Origin of the sequence: Aureimonas sp. SA4125 (assembly GCF_019973775.1) — a bacterium.
Lineage (GTDB): Bacteria > Pseudomonadota > Alphaproteobacteria > Rhizobiales > Rhizobiaceae > Plantimonas.
Genome location: NZ_AP025032.1, coordinates 4,049,790 through 4,068,716, shown reverse-complemented (window position 1 = coordinate 4,068,716; position 18,927 = coordinate 4,049,790). Strand labels below are relative to the sequence as shown.

Annotated in this window: 19 protein-coding genes; 11 read left to right on the top strand and 8 right to left on the bottom strand. The window is 68.0% G+C overall.

Translation table 11 applies throughout. From position 1 onward, the window contains the following. The first annotated feature begins 95 nt into the window (after positions 1-95). From Sa4125_RS19260 to Sa4125_RS19250, 3 genes are all read left to right on the top strand, one after another. On the top strand, positions 96-734 hold the full coding sequence (locus Sa4125_RS19260; protein WP_224000615.1) for an amino acid kinase: 639 nt from the start codon (positions 96-98) through the stop codon (positions 732-734). Positions 735-768: 34 nt separating this feature from the next. Continuing rightward, entirely contained in the window at positions 769-2,217 is a 1,449-nt protein-coding gene (locus Sa4125_RS19255; RefSeq protein ID WP_224000613.1) for a DUF6513 domain-containing protein, read from the top strand. An 80-nt stretch (positions 2,218-2,297) separates the two neighbouring features. Continuing rightward, the gene (locus tag Sa4125_RS19250) at positions 2,298-2,879 is read left to right on the top strand and encodes a DUF447 domain-containing protein (RefSeq protein ID WP_224008034.1); all 582 of its coding nucleotides are present in this window, start codon (positions 2,298-2,300) and stop codon (positions 2,877-2,879) included. Between the two features lie 5 nt (positions 2,880-2,884). Here the strand turns inward: Sa4125_RS19250 and Sa4125_RS19245 are convergent, their stop codons facing one another. After that, on the bottom strand, positions 2,885-3,913 hold the full coding sequence (locus Sa4125_RS19245; RefSeq protein WP_224000611.1) for a hydantoinase/oxoprolinase family protein: 1,029 nt from the start codon (positions 3,911-3,913) through the stop codon (positions 2,885-2,887). A 173-nt stretch (positions 3,914-4,086) separates the two neighbouring features. On the opposite strand from Sa4125_RS19245, the gene Sa4125_RS19240 reads away from it, so the two are divergent. Next, positions 4,087-4,782, top strand: coding sequence for a HisA/HisF-related TIM barrel protein (locus Sa4125_RS19240; protein ID WP_224000609.1), 696 nt, complete (start codon positions 4,087-4,089; stop codon positions 4,780-4,782). Positions 4,783-5,004: 222 nt separating this feature from the next. Here Sa4125_RS19240 and fae read toward each other — a convergent pair whose 3' ends face one another. The 7 genes from fae to Sa4125_RS19205 form a co-directional block, all read right to left on the bottom strand. Then, the gene (gene fae / locus Sa4125_RS19235) at positions 5,005-5,514 is read right to left on the bottom strand and encodes a formaldehyde-activating enzyme (RefSeq protein ID WP_188854627.1); all 510 of its coding nucleotides are present in this window, start codon (positions 5,512-5,514) and stop codon (positions 5,005-5,007) included. 248 nt (positions 5,515-5,762) lie between these two features. Further along, positions 5,763-6,650 carry a triphosphoribosyl-dephospho-CoA synthase gene (locus Sa4125_RS19230; protein ID WP_224000607.1) on the bottom strand — a complete coding sequence of 296 codons (888 nt, stop codon included), beginning with the start codon at positions 6,648-6,650 and terminating at the stop codon, positions 5,763-5,765. A gap of 4 nt (positions 6,651-6,654) precedes the next feature. Then, a complete protein-coding gene (locus Sa4125_RS19225) occupies positions 6,655-7,638 on the bottom strand; it encodes a RimK family alpha-L-glutamate ligase (RefSeq protein ID WP_224000605.1) in 984 nt (327 codons plus the stop codon). 5 nt (positions 7,639-7,643) lie between these two features. Continuing rightward, entirely contained in the window at positions 7,644-8,627 is a 984-nt protein-coding gene (gene mch, locus Sa4125_RS19220) for a methenyltetrahydromethanopterin cyclohydrolase (RefSeq protein ID WP_224000603.1), read from the bottom strand. Beyond that, complete coding sequence (locus tag Sa4125_RS19215; RefSeq protein ID WP_224000601.1) at positions 8,624-9,769, bottom strand: ATP-grasp domain-containing protein; 1,146 nt, start codon at positions 9,767-9,769, stop codon at positions 8,624-8,626. Before Sa4125_RS19215 ends, mch begins: the two co-directional genes overlap by 4 nt. Next, positions 9,766-10,683 carry an NAD(P)-dependent methylenetetrahydromethanopterin dehydrogenase gene (locus Sa4125_RS19210; protein WP_224000598.1) on the bottom strand — a complete coding sequence of 306 codons (918 nt, stop codon included), beginning with the start codon at positions 10,681-10,683 and terminating at the stop codon, positions 9,766-9,768. The genes Sa4125_RS19215 and Sa4125_RS19210 overlap by 4 nt, the downstream gene beginning before the upstream one ends. Before the next feature lie 71 nt (positions 10,684-10,754). Then, on the bottom strand, positions 10,755-11,717 hold the full coding sequence (locus Sa4125_RS19205) for a beta-ribofuranosylaminobenzene 5'-phosphate synthase family protein (protein WP_224000596.1): 963 nt from the start codon (positions 11,715-11,717) through the stop codon (positions 10,755-10,757). Positions 11,718-11,792: 75 nt separating this feature from the next. On the opposite strand from Sa4125_RS19205, the gene Sa4125_RS19200 reads away from it, so the two are divergent. The 7 genes from Sa4125_RS19200 to urtA all read left to right on the top strand — a co-directional run bounded on the left by Sa4125_RS19200 (position 11,793) and on the right by urtA (position 18,716). After that, on the top strand, positions 11,793-12,176 hold the full coding sequence (locus tag Sa4125_RS19200; protein ID WP_224000588.1) for a 4a-hydroxytetrahydrobiopterin dehydratase: 384 nt from the start codon (positions 11,793-11,795) through the stop codon (positions 12,174-12,176). 72 nt (positions 12,177-12,248) lie between these two features. Beyond that, positions 12,249-13,370 carry a hypothetical protein gene (locus Sa4125_RS19195; RefSeq protein ID WP_224000579.1) on the top strand — a complete coding sequence of 374 codons (1,122 nt, stop codon included), beginning with the start codon at positions 12,249-12,251 and terminating at the stop codon, positions 13,368-13,370. Then, positions 13,370-15,010 (top strand): formylmethanofuran dehydrogenase subunit A, encoded by a 1,641-nt coding sequence (locus tag Sa4125_RS19190; RefSeq protein WP_224008031.1) that lies wholly within the window; start codon positions 13,370-13,372, stop codon positions 15,008-15,010. The genes Sa4125_RS19195 and Sa4125_RS19190 overlap by 1 nt, the downstream gene beginning before the upstream one ends. Further along, positions 14,998-15,906, top strand: coding sequence for a formylmethanofuran--tetrahydromethanopterin N-formyltransferase (gene fhcD, locus Sa4125_RS19185; protein ID WP_224000577.1), 909 nt, complete (start codon positions 14,998-15,000; stop codon positions 15,904-15,906). The genes Sa4125_RS19190 and fhcD overlap by 13 nt, the downstream gene beginning before the upstream one ends. Beyond that, positions 15,903-16,715, top strand: a complete 813-nt coding sequence (locus tag Sa4125_RS19180; protein ID WP_224000575.1) for a formylmethanofuran dehydrogenase subunit C — start codon at positions 15,903-15,905, stop codon at positions 16,713-16,715. The genes fhcD and Sa4125_RS19180 overlap by 4 nt, the downstream gene beginning before the upstream one ends. A gap of 205 nt (positions 16,716-16,920) precedes the next feature. Then, on the top strand, positions 16,921-17,127 hold the full coding sequence (locus Sa4125_RS19175) for a hypothetical protein (protein WP_224000573.1): 207 nt from the start codon (positions 16,921-16,923) through the stop codon (positions 17,125-17,127). 365 nt (positions 17,128-17,492) lie between these two features. After that, positions 17,493-18,716, top strand: coding sequence for an urea ABC transporter substrate-binding protein (gene urtA, locus Sa4125_RS19170; protein WP_224008028.1), 1,224 nt, complete (start codon positions 17,493-17,495; stop codon positions 18,714-18,716). Positions 18,717-18,927 lie beyond the last annotated feature (211 nt).

The window sequence follows — 18,927 nt, the reverse complement described above, 5'->3', positions numbered from 1 at the left end:
GTCCGCTGGGCGCGAAACGAGAGCGAAAATCCAACGCGGAGGCGTCCAGTCTCTGGGCGTCGGGAGAGAGGCGTCGCGCTGGCGGCGAAAGGCAGATGCAGGACATTCTCGTGGTCAAGCTCGGCGGCAGCTCCGCCGCCTCGCCGGACTTCACCCGATGGATCGCGGCGATCGAGGAGGCGACGCGCCCGGTCATCATCGTTCCCGGCGGCGGTCCCTTCGCCAACGCCGTGCGCAAATACCAGACGAAGATGGGCTATGGCGACGAGGCAGCGCACCACATGGCGATCCTCGCCATGGTGCAGTTCGGCCTGGCGCTGGTGAGCCTCGGCAGTCGCATGGTCGAAGCGCATAGCGACGACGAGATGATCGCCGCCCTCGATGCGGGCAAGATCCCGGTTTGGATGGCCGCACAAAGTGCCGTCGAGTCGACGGAAGTCGCCCGCGACTGGTCGGTGACGTCCGACAGCCTCTCGGCCTGGCTCGCGGGCCGCCTGCCCGGCGCTCGGCTTCTCCTCGTCAAGCAGATCGACGTGCCCGAGGATACCCATCTCGACGCCCTTGCCGGTGCGAGCATCGTCGACGAGAGCTTTCTGTCGATGCTGCGTCCCGAGACCCCCGTCCATGTCGCGGGACCCTCGGATCTGGCGCTTGCGGGCGTGGTGCTTGCGGAAGGCGGCATTCCCGGTCATGAGATTCCCGGGCGGCCGGCGATACTCGACGCCGCCGAATGACAGCAGCCGTCCGCCGGCTCCAAGGGATCGAGCCATGCCGGGCGAAAAGCTCCTCTTCCTGACCGGGCATCTCGCGCGGCCGCGGCTCGAAAAGCTGCTGACGGCGCTCGGGTCCACCGATTTCGACTGGGCGATCCACGACATCGGCGTCAAGGTCGCGGCGCTGATGACCGGCGACATCATCGGGCGTCGCCTGCCGAAGCCGGTCGACGCCACAAGGGTGATCGTGCCCGGCCGGTGCCGCGCCGATCTCGACCATCTGTCGCGGCAGTTCGGGGTCCTCTTCCAGCGCGGCCCGGACGAACTCGTCGACCTTCCCGCCTTTCTCGGCCGCAAGGGCGCGCCGCCGGACCTGTCGCGCCACGACATGCAGATCTTTGCCGAGATCGTCGACGCCTCGGCGATGTCCGTCGCCGCCATCGCGACGCGCGCGCTCGGCATGCGCGCCGCCGGCGCCGACGTCATCGACCTCGGCTGCCTGCCCGATACGCCTTTTGCCCATCTCGAAGAGACGATCCAGGAGCTGAAGCGCCAGGGCCTGAAGGTCAGCGTCGACTCGGCCAACCGCGACGAACTCGGTCGCGCCACCCGCGCCGGGGCCGATTTTCTTCTCAGCCTCTCCGAGGAGACACTCGACATTGCCGAAATGGGCAGCGCCGTGCCGATCCTCGTGCCGGCAGTCCCGCATGATCTGGACTCCCTCGACCGCGCCATCGGCAAGGCCCGGTCGATGGGCATCCCCTTCATCGCCGATTCGATCCTCGATCCCATCCACTACGGCTTCACGGCGTCGCTGGTGCGCTATCAGCGCCTGCGGGAAAGACATCCCGATATCGCGATCCTGATGGGAACGGGCAATCTCACCGAGCTGACCGACGCCGACACGTCGGGCGTCACCGCGACCCTTCTCGGCATCTGTTCGGAACTGGCGATCCGCCATCTCCTCGTCGTCCATGTCAGCCCGCACACGCGGCGCACGATCGAGGAGCACGATGCCGCGCGCCGCATGATGTTTGCCGCCCGCGCCGATAGCGCCTTGCCGCGCGGCTATTCGTCGGCGCTCCTCCAGGTGCACGACCTGAAACCCTTCGCCTCGACGCCGGAGGAACTCGCGGCACAGGCGAGCGAAGTGCGCGACCGCAATTTCCGGATCGAGACGGCGGTGGACGGGGTCCATGTCTACAACCGGGACATCCACCGCGTGGAGACGGACGCCTTCGAGTTCTATCCCCATCTCGGCGTCGCGGACGATGCCGCGCACGCCTTCTATCTCGGCGCCGAACTGCAGAAGGCCGAGATCGCCTGGCGTCTCGGCAAGCGCTATGCGCAGGACGGCCCGATCGATTTCGGTGTCGCGACGCCGCCCGAGCCGGTCGACCGGACGCGGCTGGAATCGGCGGGCCATACGCTGAAGCCGAAGACCGGCGGCGATGCCCCGGCCATGCCGGAGCCCGTCGCTGCAAAGGGCGACGCCGACCCGTAGCGAAGGCGCACACGGGAATGCCGGCCGGCACTGCGGCGTGGCCCGCCTTCGCCAGGACGATGATCAAAGTGATGGAGCCCATGCCCTACATCCGCGAGACCATTCTGACGACGATCGGCCCGGACGGTGCCGTGCACATCGCGCCGCTCGGCATCATCGAAGACGGGGATCTTTGGGTCATCGCGCCCTTCCGGCCGTCGAAGACGCTCGACAATCTCGAGGCGAACGGCATTGCCGTCGTCAACTACACCGACGACGCCCTGATCTTCGCCGGCTGCCTGACCGGCCGCAAGGACTGGCCGCTGACGGCGCTCGAGGACTGCGCGGTGCCGCGCCTCGAAGCCGCGCTCGCCCACGATATCCTCACCGTCGAGCGCGTCGAGACGCACGCGCAGCGCCCGCGTTTCCACTGTCGCATCACCGGATCGGGCCAGCACCGGCCGTTCACGGGCATGAACCGGGCGCGGGCGGCGATCGTCGAGGCGGCGATCCTCGTCAGCCGGCTGTCGATGTTGCCCGCCGACAAGATCGAGGCCGAGGTGGCCTATCTCAACATCGCCATCGAAAAGACCGCCGGGGATGACGAGCGCCAGGCCTGGTACTGGCTGATGGAAAAGATCATCGCGCATCTCGCGGCGACCGAGCCCTCCGCGGAGGCCTGAACCTTCTATTCCGCCTCCTGCGCCAGGATCGCGAGCGCCGCTGCCGGAGCTGCGCGGCAGGTGTCGTCGCGCAGTTCCGAGCGGCAGTCGATGAGATCGGCGAAGTCGACGACGCCGCGGTCGAGGCGGGCAGCAAGGCGCTTCAACACGGGGCGGCCGGCGCCCGCGACGACGAGCGGCGCCTGGCCGGGAAGCGTGCCGCGCGAGAGCACCTGCAGCGCGGCGTCGTGGATGCGCCGGACCTGGGCCTCGGCGAAGGCACGGGCGAGGTGCTCGAAACTCGCCTCGTCGGCCTCGGAGGCGTCGCGGCCGATCATCCGGCCAAGGCGGGCACGGGACGCGTCGATCGTCTTGTCCTTGCCGTCGGCGGTGGCGTGCTGGTCGTCATCCTCGTCGAGAATGCCGAGGATGCGCTGCACGTCGGCCATGGTGGCGAAGAGCTCCGCCATGATCGGGGTCTGCCGTCCGGCGAAGGCCACGCGGTCGGAGACGGCCATCAGCGCCGTGCGGGTATAGCCCTGGTAGACGAGTTCGCCCGCGAGGAGCCGCTCGGCATCGGTCTCACCTTGCGCGACGACGGCGCCCTCGGTCACCGGGACGATATCGGTGGTCGTCGATCCCATGTCGACGAACAGTGCCGCTTCGATGCGCGCCGCGACGAGGCCGGCGCTGGCATGCCAGTTGGCCGAGGCGATCTTGCCGACGTGATCGGCGTGGGCTGCCGCCGGCACCAGGCCGAGGCTGCCGGCATAGAGACGCACGTTCTCGCCGAGATGGCGGGTGACGATCGCGGTGAGGGAGGCGACGCCCTCGCCCCTTTCGGTGAAGACGTCGGACAGCTCGCCCGTCATCGTCACGGCATGCCCGGACACGTCGCCGGCCTCGGACAGGATTGCCGAAAGCGCCGTATCCAGCGGTTCCAGGCCTTTCCAGAGGGGCGTCGGCAGTTGCCAGACATGGCGGATCTCGCCGTTCTCGGCGAGTGCGGCCTTCAAATGGGCGCCTCCCACATCCCAACCCAGCGTTCTCGTCATGGTCCACTTCCCTGATGCGGCGCGCCCGGACGGCCAGCAAATCCGTCACCCCCTTGTGACCGGCTCTGGTATAAGGCCGCCGGGACGGGAAACCAACCGGTCGATCGGACCGGGCGGAAACGGCCGGGCTGGTGGGCCTCGCGAGAGGCCATGCGGAGAAGAGGTATCCAGCGGTGCAGATCATTCCGGTGCTCGACATCAAGGGCGGGGTCGTCGTGCGCGGCGTGATGGGCGACCGGGCCAATTATCGCCCGATCGAAACGCCGCTGTCGGCGACGCCGCAGCCGCTCGACGTTGCCCGCGGGCTCCTGTCGCTCGCGGCTTTCAAGGCGCTGTACATTGCCGATCTCGACGCCATCGAAGGGCGGCCGGCGAACCGGGGGACAATCGAAGCGCTCTCGGCCGAGTTTCCCGAACTCGAGCTTTGGCTCGATGCGGGTGTCCACACGGCGGATGAAGCGCGGGACTATCTCGGCTTGGGGGTCATCGTCGTCCTCGGCAGCGAGACGATCGACAGCGCCGCGACCATCGCCGATCTTCGCCGCGAGGAACGCGCGATCCTGTCGCTCGACTACCGCGGCTCGGCTTTCGTCGGACCAGAAGGGCTCGAAGACGCGGCAGACGACTGGCCGGCGCGGGTGATCGCGATGACGCTGGCCAAGGTTGGCAGCGGCGCTGGTCCGGATCTGGAGCGACTGACGAAGGTGAAGGCGGCCGCGGGAGGGCGGCGGGTGTTTGCTGCGGGCGGCGTGCGCCATGCGGCGGACCTGGATGAGCTCCAGGCGGCGGGCATCGCGGGCGCCCTCGTCGCCACGGCGCTGCACGATGGACGGCTCGATGCGGCAACGCTCGCCCGCTATGGAACGTGACCGGCATTTTGAAGGAAAAGGCGCCGCCGACGCGCGCGCAACAGTCTCGTCAGGCGGTCGGGCGCAGCTCGTCCACTGACAATGCCGCCAACAAAAAAGGGGCCGGGGCCCCTTTTTCCTCTCGGTGGGTTCGCTCTACTGGAACCCGAAAATGGCGGCCAATCGCCGGAGAAGGCCGGCTTTCATCGCCGGCTTGTCGTCTTCCCCGGGATGGTCTCTTGTCTAAGCACCGGCAAAAGGATGGGCCGCGGTGCCCTTCTTGGCGACGACTTCGGCAGCCGTCGGCGTGCCCTTGATGGCGCGCTCGATCGATTCCTTGGTGGCCTTGTAGTTGTATTCGCGGATCTTCGCGTCGTCCTCGGCTTCCCAGTGGATGAAGACGCCGACGCAGATGAACAGGTCGTCCGCCTCGTCGGCGGGGATGGTGCCGTCCTCGACCGAGTCGGCGACGGCGCGCGCCACGGCGGTCTGCGCCGGTCCGAACATCTGCACCGCCTGCTTGGCGCCCTTGATCGTCACCTTGTTGAACATCAGGGTGTTGGGCTTGCAGGGCAGGTTCGGCGCGACCACGGCGAGGAGCGACGTGAAGCCGTCCTTGTTGTTGGTCAGCGAGTTGCAGAAAGCGGTTTCGGCCGCGCTGCCGCGGGGTCCGATGATCAGGTCGATATGGGCGACTTCGTTGCCTTCGCCGACGAGCGATTCGCCGACCATCACCTTGTTGATTTTCGCCATGTCTCATTCCTCCTGAGATGGTTCACATACATGCACTTCCGGTGCCCGAGGGACCGGTTCTGTCGTTCCGTTTTTAGGGAAAAGCCTCGGCCGAAGGCGCCAAGCGCGGAACCAACGACCAAAGATCCTCCCGGCAGCAGGATCCCTCTCGATCCGCCGCACGGCTATCCCTGTTCACGACGCCCCTTGCGAGACCGGTTGGCCAGATAGCTGCTGGAGGGACATGGACCCTCGCGCGGCACAGTCAATCATCCGGACCCCCAATCTTCAAGCTGTCTGCAGAGGCCGTCGGCGAAAATGCTGGCGACGGTGAGGTCGGCCGAGGTGCCGGGATTGAGGCCCTCGCGCTTCAGCTCGGCGTCGAAGGCAGCCAGAAACGCCAGGCGGGACCCGCGATTGCCTATCACCTTCAACCGCTTGCGGGCGTCGGCCATTCGATGCTGCAGTGCCACGGCAGCCGCATCGCCAAACTTCCGGGCGACGTGGCTGTCCGGAAAGGCGGCGGCGAAGGTCAGGAAACAATCGACCGCGGGCATCATCCCGTCGTCGTTTTCGGCGTGCGCCATCCGCAATGCGGGCACGCCAATGGAGAAGACGGCGGCAAAACTCTCGGCATACTGGCGCGCCACGAGGTCCCGCGGGGCAGCGATTCGCATCGCTTCGACGAGGCCGATGGTCGGCGCGGCGCGGACATCGTGCGCGCCGCCGTCGCCGAGGCCGCCGGGCGAGGCACGGGCGATGGCCGCGAAGACGTCGCGGGCGTCGTCCGGGCCAAGGGCGGCGAGCTTGTCCGCCACCGCCTCGTGCAGCTGGTCTTCCACGGATGGAGGGGCAGGGCGACGGGGCAGGCCTTCCGCCGCCGCGGCGAGCGGGGCGCAGAGGAGAAGGATGCCGAGATTGGTGTTCATGCCGACGGCAGCGAAGGTCGCGTCGACCGACCGCCGAACCCGGGCGCCGACCGGTCTGCCGGGCGCGGCGATTTCGGGGGCCGAGACGTCGGCGCTTCGCTCGAAGACGCCGACGTCCATGCCGTGGCCGCCGGCAAAGCGATGGACGTTGCCGGGCTTCAATGCGGTCAGCTCGGCGCGGCAGGCATCGCGATAGGTCGCGGCGATCAGCGGCGCCGGCAGGGCCACGCCGTCACACCGCCCGAGCCAGCGCGCTGCGGGCGCGCGGCTGGCGGGCCGGGCCGAGCTGGTCGAGGAGATCGCGCGCCCGGAGCGCGGGCACGTCGACGCCGCTCGCCTTCTCAAGGCCCGTCCAGGCCGGCATCGAATTGACCTCGATCACCTGGGCCGCGCCCTCGGCATCGCGCAGCAGGTCGACACCGCAGAAGTCGCCGCCGACGGCTCGCGTCGCGGCGAGCGCCAGGCTTTCCAGCTCGGGATCGGCCGGCATCGGCAGGGGAACGGCTCCCTGCTTGATGTTCGTGATCCATTGACCCGCCTGGCGCATCATCGTCGCGGCGATCCGCCCGTTGGAGACAAGGATGCGGTAGTCGGTGAAGAGGCCGCCCTCCCGCCGCCCCGCGAAACGCTGGAGATAGTAGACGCCGGCAATCGCCTCGTCTGCCGGCAGGTCGTCCGCGCCGCGGACGAGCTTCAACCCCTTGCCCTGCGCGCCGAAGAGCGGCTTCAGCACCAGCGGGCCGGGCTCCGACGCGATGATGGCCGCCGCCGCATCGCGTGATTCCACCGTCCAGCTGCGCGGGCTCGGCAGGCCGGCGCGGGCGAGGAGAAAGCTCGTCATCGACTTGTCGACGCAGCGCTCGATGGCGCGGGCATCGTTGGAGACGAGGACGCCGAGTTCCGACAAGGCGTGGAGGATGCCGAGCCGGCGCGTCACCTGCTCGAAGCTGCCGCCGTCCATGGTCCGGACGCAGACGGCGTCGGGCAGGTCCTCGCCGAAATGCGGCAGGACGAGGCCGTGGCGGGCCTCGCTGTCATAGGCGATGTCGGCAAGTTCGATCGCCTTGACCCGTGCGCCGGCCGCCTTGAAGGCCTTCAGGAGATCGCGGGCATGGCGATCGAGATCGGCGGTCACCAGCGCGATGCGCGGCGGCGTCCCTGTCCTGTCGCCAAGAGGCTGCGAGTGCGCGGAGGGCAGCGAAAGAGCGTCGCCCATTCTCCTCACCCGAACGAGGCGGCGACGAGGGCCGCGTCGACGCCGCCGGCGCGAAACGTCTCGCCGGTCTCCAGCGCCACCACCGCGACCTCGGCCGGGCTGAACAGGCTGCCGTCGATCTTGTAGAAATCGCCTTCGTACTGGCGGAAGATGTCGGCGAAGGGTCGGCCGAAATCCTTCGAACTGCGGCTCGGCAGCGCCTCGGCAAGCGCCTTGGCATCGGCCGCCGGGCCGGTGACGTGCAGGAGCACACGGCCGCCGTAGATGACGGCATCGTTGGTGCGTCCCATAGCGGTGACGAAGTCGGGATGCGGCGGGGCAAGCGGTGCGGAGCCCAGACCGGAGACGATGCGGGTGAGGTCGAAATGGAGGACGTGCGCCTTGTGCATCGCCACCTCGACGACGCGACCGATGATCTGCACGGTGCCGGCAAGGCTCTGCGTCGGCGCGTAGAGGATGGTCAGCCGGTCGGCCGCGACCTTGCAGTCCGCCGCGATCCGGCGGACGAGCTCTTCCGGCGGCGGGCTGGCCGTCTCCAGCACCAGAAAGCCGCTGGCACTGTCATCGGCATAGGCGATGTCGCCGTAGAGCTCCTCCTTGCCGGCAAGCGCCCGGGCGGGGCCCGAGCCCATGGAGAAATAGGCGCTGTCGCCTTCGCCCGCGGTCAGCATCCAGCCGGCATACTGGCTGCCGAGGCAGGCAATGACGGGGTTCGATGTTTGCACGGTCAGCGTGAAGGGATAGGCCGGCAGGCTCGCATCCGTGCCGATGGCGACGCTTCCGAGGCCGCCGAGACAGATCTCGGTCAGGAGACGGCCGGCTTCGAGGCTGCCGGCGACGGCGGCACCGCAATCGACCAGCGTTTCGCCGGCGGCGCCGGTGGATACCGTCACGCCCAGCGCGTCCGCGCGGGCAATGAGCGTCGCGACGAGCGGCTCGGCGCCGCGGTTGACGGAGATCGCGGCGCGGCGGGCAGGGGACACGGTCATGCGAACGATCCTTCGATCATGCTTTTCATGGCGGAAAGCCGCGCGGCAAACAGGGCGATGGCCGTGTCGGCGTCGGGTCCGTCCGCCTTCAGCGTACACAGCGGCTCGCCGAAGCGGATGACGGTTCCCGGCATCGGCCGGTCGGAAACGAAGTCAGGCCAATCGACGGCGCCGACCGTAACGGTTTCGACGCCGAGATAGGCAAAACCCGCGGCCCGGACGGGCTCTTTCGGCAGGGCGCCGGCGGGGCCGGGCAGTCGGCCCTCGCAGGCGTCGATATGGAGGCGCAAGAGCGGATGGCCAGGACGTTCGAAGACGTCCATCGAGGCGCCCGAGCGCGGATTGATCTCGAGGAGCACCGGATCTTCGCCGTCGGCCAAGAGGAAATCGGCGCTGCCGAGGCCGACGAGAGCGGGGATGGCCGCAGCGATCGCCTCGACCGCCCGGCGCATGCCCTCGGCATGGCCGTCGGCCACCGTCACGGGACCGCAGGCGCCGCCATAGCGGTAGGGCTCGGTCGGGCTCGGGCTCGGCCATTGTTCCGACAGGCCGAGAATTTCCGCCTTGCCGCCACTGGCAAGGAACAGCACGGATCGACGGTCGCCGCCAACGACGCGCTGGTAGTAGCGGTCGGGAGAGGGCGCGCGCTCGGCGAGCGGCCCGATGTGAAGCCCTCCGGCCGCGCCCGCGCGCTTGCTGAGCCAGCCATCCTCGTCCGATGCCGGGCGTTCCATCCGCGTCTCGGGATGGCGGATGCCGAGTTCCCGGCAGAGCCCGGCGAAACCCATCGGATCCTTGAGGCGGCGCACGGTCTCGCCGGTATTGCCGAGGAGGCGCCAGCGCTCGGCGATCGCGTCGAGGAGTTCCGGTCGATCCTCGAAGCCGGGGCCGCAGACGATGCCGACGAGGTCGCGGCCCGCCGCCAGGGATTCCAGCGCCGAGAGGAGGGCCGCCCCGTCGAAGCCGGAAACGAAGTCGCCGTCGACCGTGCGGAAGTCGGCGACGAGATCACGCAGGTCGTTGTCGGCGAACAGATCGGCGACCAGCGGCCGATAGCCCGCCGCGCGCGCGCTGGCGGCAAGCGAGCGGGCGGAGAAGGTCGCGATCAGGAGATCGCCCTTCGTTGGGACAGGCTCGATCACAGGTCGGGTACGAGTGTGCGGGCGAGGGTGAAGGCATCGCGGAAGTCGAGGACCAGGACCTCGTCGGAGGCGATCATGCGTTTGAACAGGCCGGATTCGGTCTGATACTTCACGTTGCCGATGGCGAGCGCCCCGATGCCGAGCGCCCCGATCCCGTGCGTCTCGGTGCCGGCGATCTCCTTGCCCAGGTCGAAGACGTCGATACCCTCGATGCCGGATGGTGGCACGGCATTCACGTCGGCCGCAGCGAGAAGCTTCGGTGCGCCGGCGAGAAGCGCCGTGGTGAGGACACGCACGCCGGCCTTGGCGGCGGCGAAGACGACCTCGGTCTCGGCCAGCACGTCAGCCTTTTCCGCATCGCTTGCGCCGTTGACCGCGGCGACGTCGACGCCGAAGCGCTGCTTCATCTCGTCTGCCCTCGCCTTCACACGCTCGAGGCCGCTATGGCCGACGAGCGTCACCTTGGCGCCTTCCAGCGCGGCAATGACGGCGGCGCAGTAGCCGACGACGCCGGTCGCGCCGAAGACGGCGATGCGCGTGCCCTTGAGGTCCTGGTTCTTCTTTTCCTTCAGCACCTTCTCGGTGCAGGCGACCATGGCGGCGGCCGTCGTGAAGGAGCCCTGCGGGTCGGCGAAGGCATGCGTGCCGAAGGGCGAAACCCGGGCCTTCTTGGCCGCGTCGATCATGTCGAGCGCGAGCACCGCATCGTCGCCACCGAAGAAGATGGCGGTCGACGCGCCGTCATGCGGCGGGCGCGAGAACATCGCGTCCTGCACGAGGTCCCCGACCTCGTCGAGCGTCACGTTCTCATAAGGCACGATGACGTCGAAGCCGGCATCGGCGGCCATGTTCACGTCGAAGGGGCTGACATGCCGGTGCGGCGTCAGCATGTGCAGGATATTCTTTGCCGTCATCATATTCTCCAGGCATGGCTGGCCGGTCGATTCCGCCGCCGCGAACAGGGACGTAGGCCGTTTGGGCGGGTCTAGGGAGCAGGGATCTCGATCGTCGCCCCGTCGTTGCGGCCTTCGACGATCCGGATGTCGAGGCCTTCGGTATTGCCCGATTCCTTCAGCTGCCGGACGAGGACGGCCGCCTCCTCGGCGCCGGGCGCAAAGGCAAAGCCGGTCGGGCCCCAGGAACTCTGCCCGAGACCATGGGCGCCGAGCGTGCCGAGCATGGCGATGGCGTCGCCGACCTGGCGACTGGCGAAGGGTCCGCCCTGCGCCGGGCCGAAATGCTGGCCGACGCGGCGCTGGATGTCGCTGATCGCCGCGCCGAAGGCGGCGATGTCGGTCTCGGCCAGGGCCGGTAGAACCTGCATCAGGACAAGGCGGCAGATGTCGGCGGCGTCACGCTCGGGAAAGGGCGGCAGGGTTGAGAAGGCGTCGACCTCGGCGTTGCCGGTAAGACCCTTCAGCGCAGGATCGAGAACCATGATGACGCGCCAGTCCTCGGGAAAGGGCAACCGGGCGATGACCGGCGGTGGGGAGGCAGAGTGTCCCTTTCCGCCGTCGACGAGGACGCCGCCCTTGAGAAAGAACCCGGCGCCGACACCCGAGCGGTTGCCGCGGCCGAGGAACTGCGCGTCCCCCTCGGGATCGAGGGGCAGGCCTTCCAGCGCACGCACCGCCGCAGCGACCGCGAGCGCGATCTGCGTTCCCGACCCGAGGCCCGAATGCGACGGGATCACCTCGTGGATGACGAGATGGTGATGCTCGTAGCTGATCGACAGATGCGAACGAATGGCCTCGAGATGCCAGCGGGCGCGCGTCCTGTCGGGGCCATCCACCGTCGTGGTGCTGGCACGCGACAGGGTCAGCCGGGTCACCGGCGCCGAGATTGCCATGCCGATGCCGCCGAACATGCGGCCAAGGCTGCCGTTCATGTCGAGGAAGCCGAGGTGGAGGCGCGCGGGCGCCGAGACGTTGACGACGTCTGATTTCACGATAATGCCCTGTCCTCTGATGCCCAGGCCCTATTATTCCGGTTTGTCCGGAACCGACAAGGGAGAAGGGTCGAGATGGCTGACAGGAACGAAAGGACCTATCCACCGGCGGAAGTCGAAGAAAGGCTGCGCGAGATACTGCCGGCCTGGCGGCTGGAGGACGGATGCATCCGGCGAACGTATAAGACGTCCGGCTGGAAATCGACGCTGATGGTCATCAACACGGTCGGGCATCTGGCGGAAGCAGCGTTCCACCATCCCGACTTGACCGCTTCCTACGCCTGGGTCGAGATACGCCTGATGAACCATGCCGCCAAGGGAATCACCGACAAGGATTTCGAGCTGGCGGCAAAGATCGAGGAAGTCGTCGGTTGGCAGCCCGGGACCGAGGGCGGCGCCCTGACGGGGCCGCCGGACGACCCGCGCTTCGCCTATATCAAGCACGATCGGCGCGATTAATCACCGACCAGGGCTTGGCGCCTCGACCGGGTTTCCTGTAACTGATGGCCGGGCGCCAGGAAGCGAAGTCTTTTGGGCAAAGCATGGATCAGCGGGACCGAAGTCCCTGAGCACGAGGCCGTCGCGGAGGCCGCACGGCTTATCGCCGCGAGCCGGTTGCCGCTCGTCACCGGGCTCGCCGTCGACGTCGCCGGCGTCAAGGCAGCGCTGGCCCTCGCACGGCAGGCGGGCGGCGTGATCGACCATGCGGGGTCGGATATTCTCTATCGCAACCTCGATGTTCTGCGCAGCGCCGGCATGTTCGTCGCGGCGCCGGCCGAGATGCGCCGTCGCGCCGACCGCTTTCTCGTGGTCGGGGCCGAGGTGGCCGCGCAGTCGCCGGACTTCCTCACCTTCGTACTCGGCGGGAATGGGACGTCCGGCGAGCCGGGCGAATCACGCGGCCGCAAGGTCGTCTGGCTCGGCGGCCCGGCAGGCGCCGTCCTGCCGACCGTCGGCATCGACGCCGAGACGATCGCCTGTGCCGGACCGGACCTTGCGCAAGGGGTCGCGATGATTCGCGCCGCGCTGGGCGGACGGCGTTTTGCGACGGGGCCGATCGACACGGCCGCCGCAGCGAGCGTCCCCGCATTCCTCGCCGAGGCGCGCTTTGCCTGCGTCGTCTGGTCCGCCGCCTCGCTCGACGCGCTCGGCGCCGAGATGCTGTCGGGCCTCGTCGCCGACCTGAACCTCACGACGCGCGCCTCGTCGCTGGCGCTCGGCGGCGCCGGTCAGGCTTTCGGCGCGGCGCAGATCGCCACGGCCGTCAGCGGGTTTCCCCTGCGCAGCCGTTTCGCAGGCGGCGTCGCTGTGCACGATCCCTTCGCCTATGACGGGCGCCGGTTGATTGCATCGGGTGAATGCGACCTCGTCCTCCATGTCGACGCGCTCGCCGGCGGCAGCGCCCCGGTCGATGCCGGCACCCTGCCGGTGATCGCCATCGCGGGGGCCAATGCGGCCTTTGCAGGGACGCCGGCCGTCGCCTTCGAGGTCGGGCTTGCCGGCCGCGATCATGCCGGCGCGCTCTATGACGACATGGCCGCGACTTTCGTGCCCGTGGACGGGCCGGCCGCGGACGGCCCCGGCGGCTCGGCGGCCGCGATCCTCCTGGCGATCACCGCGGCGCTCGGCGCTCCAGCGGAAAGGGCGGCATGATGCTGAGGGTTCTCAAGGGAGGCCATGTCGTCGATCCGGTCAACGGCCGCGACGGCATCGGCGACGTCTATATCGAGGACGGGCTGATCGTCGCGGCGCCCGCCAACGGCCGGCCGGCGGACGAGGTGGTCGACTGCAGCGGTATGGTGGTGATGGCCGGGGCGATCGACATCCACTCCCACATTGCCGGCGGCCATGTGAACACGGCGCGGCTGCTCCTGCCGGAATATCACAAGGCGTTCCAGGCCCGTCCCGGCCAGACGCCGCTCGGCAAGGTCGGCTGGACCACCGAGGAGACGGGCATTCTCTATGCCGCGATGGGCTTTACCACCGTGGTCGAGCCCGCCATGGCGCCGACGGCGGCACTGCACGCTCATCTGGAGCTTGCCGACATCCCGATCATCGACAAGGCGACGCTGGTCGTCCTCGGCAATGACGATTTTCTCCTGTCGATGCTGCGGGCCGGCGAGAGCGAGCAGGCGATCGAGGACTATGTCGCCTGGACCGTCTCCTCTGCCCGCTCGCTCGGCGTGAAGACGATCAATGCCGGCGGCTCGGCGGCCTTCAAGGCGAATGTGCGGGCCTTCTCCTTCGACGACACGGTGCCCGATTACGGCGTCACGTCGCGCCAGATCGTCAAGGCCTTGCAGGGTGCGGTGTCCCGGCTCGGCATCGCCCATCCGCTGCACGTCCACTGCAACAATCTGGGTCTCCCCGGCTCCAGCGTCGAGTCGGCGGAGATGACCATGCAGGCGGCGGACGGCGTTCCGCTGCATCTCGCCCATATCCAGTTCTACGGCTACGGCAAGGAGGGCAGCCGCGCCTTCTCCTCGGAGGCGGCAAGGCTTGCCGAGATCGTCAACGCCTCGCCGGAGATCACCGTCGACATCGGCCAGGTGATGTTCGGCCAGACGGTGACCGTCTCCTCCGACGCGCTGCGCCAGTTCGGCGGGCGGGCGGGCGCCAGCCCGAAGAAGAGCGTGATCCAGGACGCCGAGGCCAATGGCGGTGGCGTCGTGCCGATCGACTACCGCCAGGCCAATTACTACAATGCCCTGCAATGGGCGATCGGGCTGGAACTCTTCCTGCTGATCGACGATCCCTGGCGCGTGTTCTTCACCACCGATCATCCGAACGGCGCGCCGTTCACGGCCTATCCCGATCTCTTCGCCCTGCTGATGGACCGCAATCTTCGCAGGCAGTGGATCGAGGCCCTGCCGAAGGCGGCGGTGGCGATGACGCGGCTGGCCGAGATCGAGCGCGAATACACGCTGGCCGAGATCGCGATCATGACGCGGGCCGCGCCTGCCAAGCTCCTCGGGCTCGCCGATCGCGGCGATCTTTCGCCGGGCAAGATCGCCGATGTCGCGGTCTACCGCGCCGGCGGCGACCGTTCCGCGCTCTTCGGCAAGGCGGCCCTTCTCTACAAGGACGGGCATCTCGTGGTCCAGGACGGCGCGGTCGTGTCGCGCCGCATGGGGCGGACGCTGACGCTCGACACCAAGGCGGATCCGGCCATGACGCGCCGGCTCGAGCGCTATTTCGACGACACTTATGGGATTCCGATGCGCTGGTTCCAGGTGCCGGAGCATGCCCTCGGTCTCGCAGATCCCTTCAAGGTGGTTCCATGGCAGCGCTGACCCGCAACGGCGTCGTCATCGACGACACTTTCGCCGAAGCCTTTCCGATGAGCGGTACGGGGATCGTCGTCACCGCCGTGAACGAGCGCTGGGTGCTGGAGGCGGCGCGCTCGATGACGGGTTTTGCCACCTCCGTCATCGCCTGCGGCGTCGAAGCCGGCATCGACAAAATGCTGTCGCCGGAGGAGACGCCCGACGGCCGGCCGGGTGCGCGGATCCTGATCTTCGGCATGGACGGGGAGGGGCTGAAGAAGCAACTGGCGACCCGGCTTGGCCAGTGCATTCTCACCGCGCCGTCCTCCGCCTGCTTTGCGGGCCTCGAAGGCGAGTCCAAGATCGACCTCGGCAACGCCATCCGCTATTTCGCCGATGGCTGGCAGATCTCGAAAAAATTCGCCGGCAAACACTACTGGCGGATGCCGGTGATGGAGGGCGAATTCCTCTGCGAGGCGAAGACCGGGATGACCGGCAAGGGCGTCGGCGGTGGCAATCTCCTGTTCCTCGCCGAGAATGCCGCGAAGGCGCTGGCCGCTGCGGAAGCTGCGGTCGATGCGGTCCATGCGGTGGAGGGGGCGATCATGCCGTTTCCCGGCGGCGTCGTCCGATCGGGCTCGAAGGTCGGCGGCAAGTACAAGGGCATGATGGCCTCCACCAACAACGCCTATTGCCCGACGCTGAAGGGTGTCAGCCCGACGCAGTTGACGCCGGAGGTCGGCTCGGTGCTGGAGATCGTCATCGACGGCCTGACCTCCGACATCGTCGCCGAGGCGATGCGCGTCGGCCTGAAGGCGGTGGTCGATCTCGGCCCCGAGCGCGGCGCGCTGCGCGTCAGCGCCGGCAATTACGGCGGCCAACTCGGGCCGCACCACTACCACCTGAAGGATCTGGCACCATGAGCGGTCTGACCTTCACGCTGCGCGGCGAGCCGAACCAGCGCCTCGACTTGTCCCGCCTGACCGCGCGCCACCTTGCCGGCCTCGGCGAGCGGGAGATCGGCGCCATCGCGATCGGCACCAGCCGCGAGAGGCTGACCGTCGGCGACGCCTTCGCCATCGGTTTCGGCGATCTCGAGACCATCACCTTCACCGGCGGCTCCGAGCGCTTCGACCGGATTGGCGAGGGCCTCGACGGAGGCGCTATCCGCGTCGACGGCGCGGTCGGGCAGCAGGTCGGCCGGTCGATGGTGTCCGGAACGATCACGGTGACGGGCGCGGCAGGTCCCTTCGCAGGTTCGGGCATGCTGGGCGGGACGCTGACGATCGAAGGCGACGCGGGCGACGATCTCGGCGGACCGCTGGCCGGCGAGACGACAGGCCTTCGCGGCGGCACGATCCAGGTCCTCGGCTCGGCCGGCGCGCGCGCCGGGGATCGGATGCGGCGTGGCACGATTTTGGTCCAGGGCGATGCCGGCGATCACGCGGGGTCGCGCATGATTGCCGGGACGCTCGTGGTCGGCGGCCGGGCCGGACGCTATCCCGGCATGCTGATGAAGCGGGGCACGCTGGTGCTCGCCGGCGGCGCGTCCGCGATCGGACCGACTTTTCTCGACAATGGCCCCGCCGATCTCATCATCCTAAGGCTGATGGCCCGCGCCTTCGCTGTGCCGCCCTTCGCGTCGGGACTCTTCGATGGCGGTTCCATGCGGCGCCTTGGCGGCGACACCGCCATGCTCGGCCTCGGGGAGATTTTTCTACCGCTTTCCTGAGACGGTTGTAAATCGCCGGCTGGTGCGGCGCCGAGTGCCAGCGGCGGGAGTTCGGTCACCATGGCGTGAAGAAGCACCGGACATCCCAGCAACCGCCGCATGATGGGATGCCTGCGGCCAAGTGTCGCAAGGGCAGCGTGCGTCCTTTGGAGCCTCTGGCGCGTAGCTGGAGCTTGGCACTGTAGCCCTGTCCGGGAGACCGCTGATGATCGACCTCATTCTCTCCGTCTGCCTCCTCGCTGATCCCAGCGCCTGCGAGGAGCAGCGCATCTCCTATGAGAGCCGTGGAACACTTGCCCAGTGCATGATGCTCTCGACGCCCTACGTAGCGGAATGGGCAGGCAATCACCCGAAGTGGAAGGTAGTCAGCTGGAAATGTGCCTGGCCCGAGGATCGCGAACAGGCGATTTAGCCATTCGCTCGGTCAAGAGGCGTCTAAGCCTGCGACCGCGAATTGCCTGCAAATTGCGCAGTTGAATATCGATTGAGCATATGCCGGTGCATGGGCGGTGCGTGACATGGCGGTCCGCGGGCCCTCTTGTGGCCCCAGCCAAGAACGCCAGACAGGTCGTTAAAGAAGCACCGAGCGCATGCCGGTGCACTTCTCCCGCGTGGCCGCCAAATGGCATGGCGCTTGCCAGTCTGGACACGAGGGCGCGTCAGGGGACGCGCCGGTTGTCTGGAGAGCGTCTCATGAATGCAGCCTATAACTGGTTCCGCGGTGCGGCGACCGCCTTGACGCTGGGTGCACTGGGGTCGTTGGGCGTGACGGGCGCGATGGCGCAGGACACCGATACGATCAAGGTCGGCGTGCTGCACTCTCTCTCCGGCACGATGGCGATCTCCGAGACGACCCTCAAGGACGTCATGCTGATGCTCATCGAGGAGCAGAACGCCAAGGGTGGCCTCCTCGGCAAGAAGCTCGAGCCCGTGGTGGTCGATCCCGCCTCCGACTGGCCGCTGTTCGCCGAGAAGATGCGCGACCTCGTCTCGGCCCAGAAGGTCGCCGCCGTGTTCTGCTGCTGGACCTCGGTCTCGCGCAAGTCGATCCTGCCGGTGGCCGAGGAACTCGACACCGTCGTCTTCTACCCCGTGCAGTACGAGGGTGAGGAATCGTCCAAGAACATCTTCTACACAGGCGCCGCCCCGAACCAGCAGGCGATCCCGGCCGTCGACTACATGATGGAGGAGGGCGTCAAGCGCTGGGTGCTGGAAGGCACCGACTACGTCTATCCCCGCACGACCAACAAGATCCTCGAAGCCTACCTCCTGTCCAAGGGTGTTCCGGCCGAGGACATCAAGGTCAACTACACGCCGTTCGGTTTCAGTGACTGGCAGACCGAGGTTTCCGCGATCAAGGAATTCGGCGCGGCCGGCAAGAAGACGGGCGTCGTCTCGACCGTCAATGGCGACGCCAACGTGCCGTTCTACAAGGAACTCGCCAACCAGGGCATCACCGCCGAAGACATCCCCGTGATGGCCTTTTCGGTCGGCGAGGAAGAGCTCGCCGGCATCGACACCGCGCCGCTGGTCGGCCATCTCGCCGCCTGGAACTACTTCCAGTCGGTCGACACGCCCGAGAATGCCGCCTTCATCAAGGCCTGGCACGCCTACATCAAGAACGACAAGCGCGTGACCAACGACCCGATGGAGGCCCATTTCATCGGCTTCAACATGTGGGTGAAGGCGGTCGAGAAGGCCGGCACCACCGATCCGGCCAAGGTCATCGACGCCATGGTCGGCATCGAGGTCCCGAACCTCACCGGCGGCATGGCGGTGATGGGCAAGAACCATCACATCACCAAGCCGACGCTGATCGGCGAAATTCAGGCCGACGGCCAGTTCGAGGTCGTCAAGGAAATCCCGGCCGTCGAGGGCGATGCCTGGTCGGACTACCTGCCGGAATCGAAGCCGCTGGTGGCCGACTGGACCGACCCGATCCGCTGCGGCAACTACAACAGCGAGACCAAGACCTGCGGCGGTACCGTCACGGCGAACTAGGTCTTCCCAGCCGCACCGCTCCGGCGGCGCGGCACTTTTGGCAGTCCGGCGCGATACGGCACCCTCTTTCGCAAGGTCTGCCCGGAAGGCGCGCATGACCCTCCCGCATGCGTTTCTTCCCCCGGGGCGGCGGCAGCCGCCGCCCCGCCTGAATTTCCTCCGGACCGGCGTGCCGATGACCCTTTATCCGCTGCGACTGCTTCTCATTGCC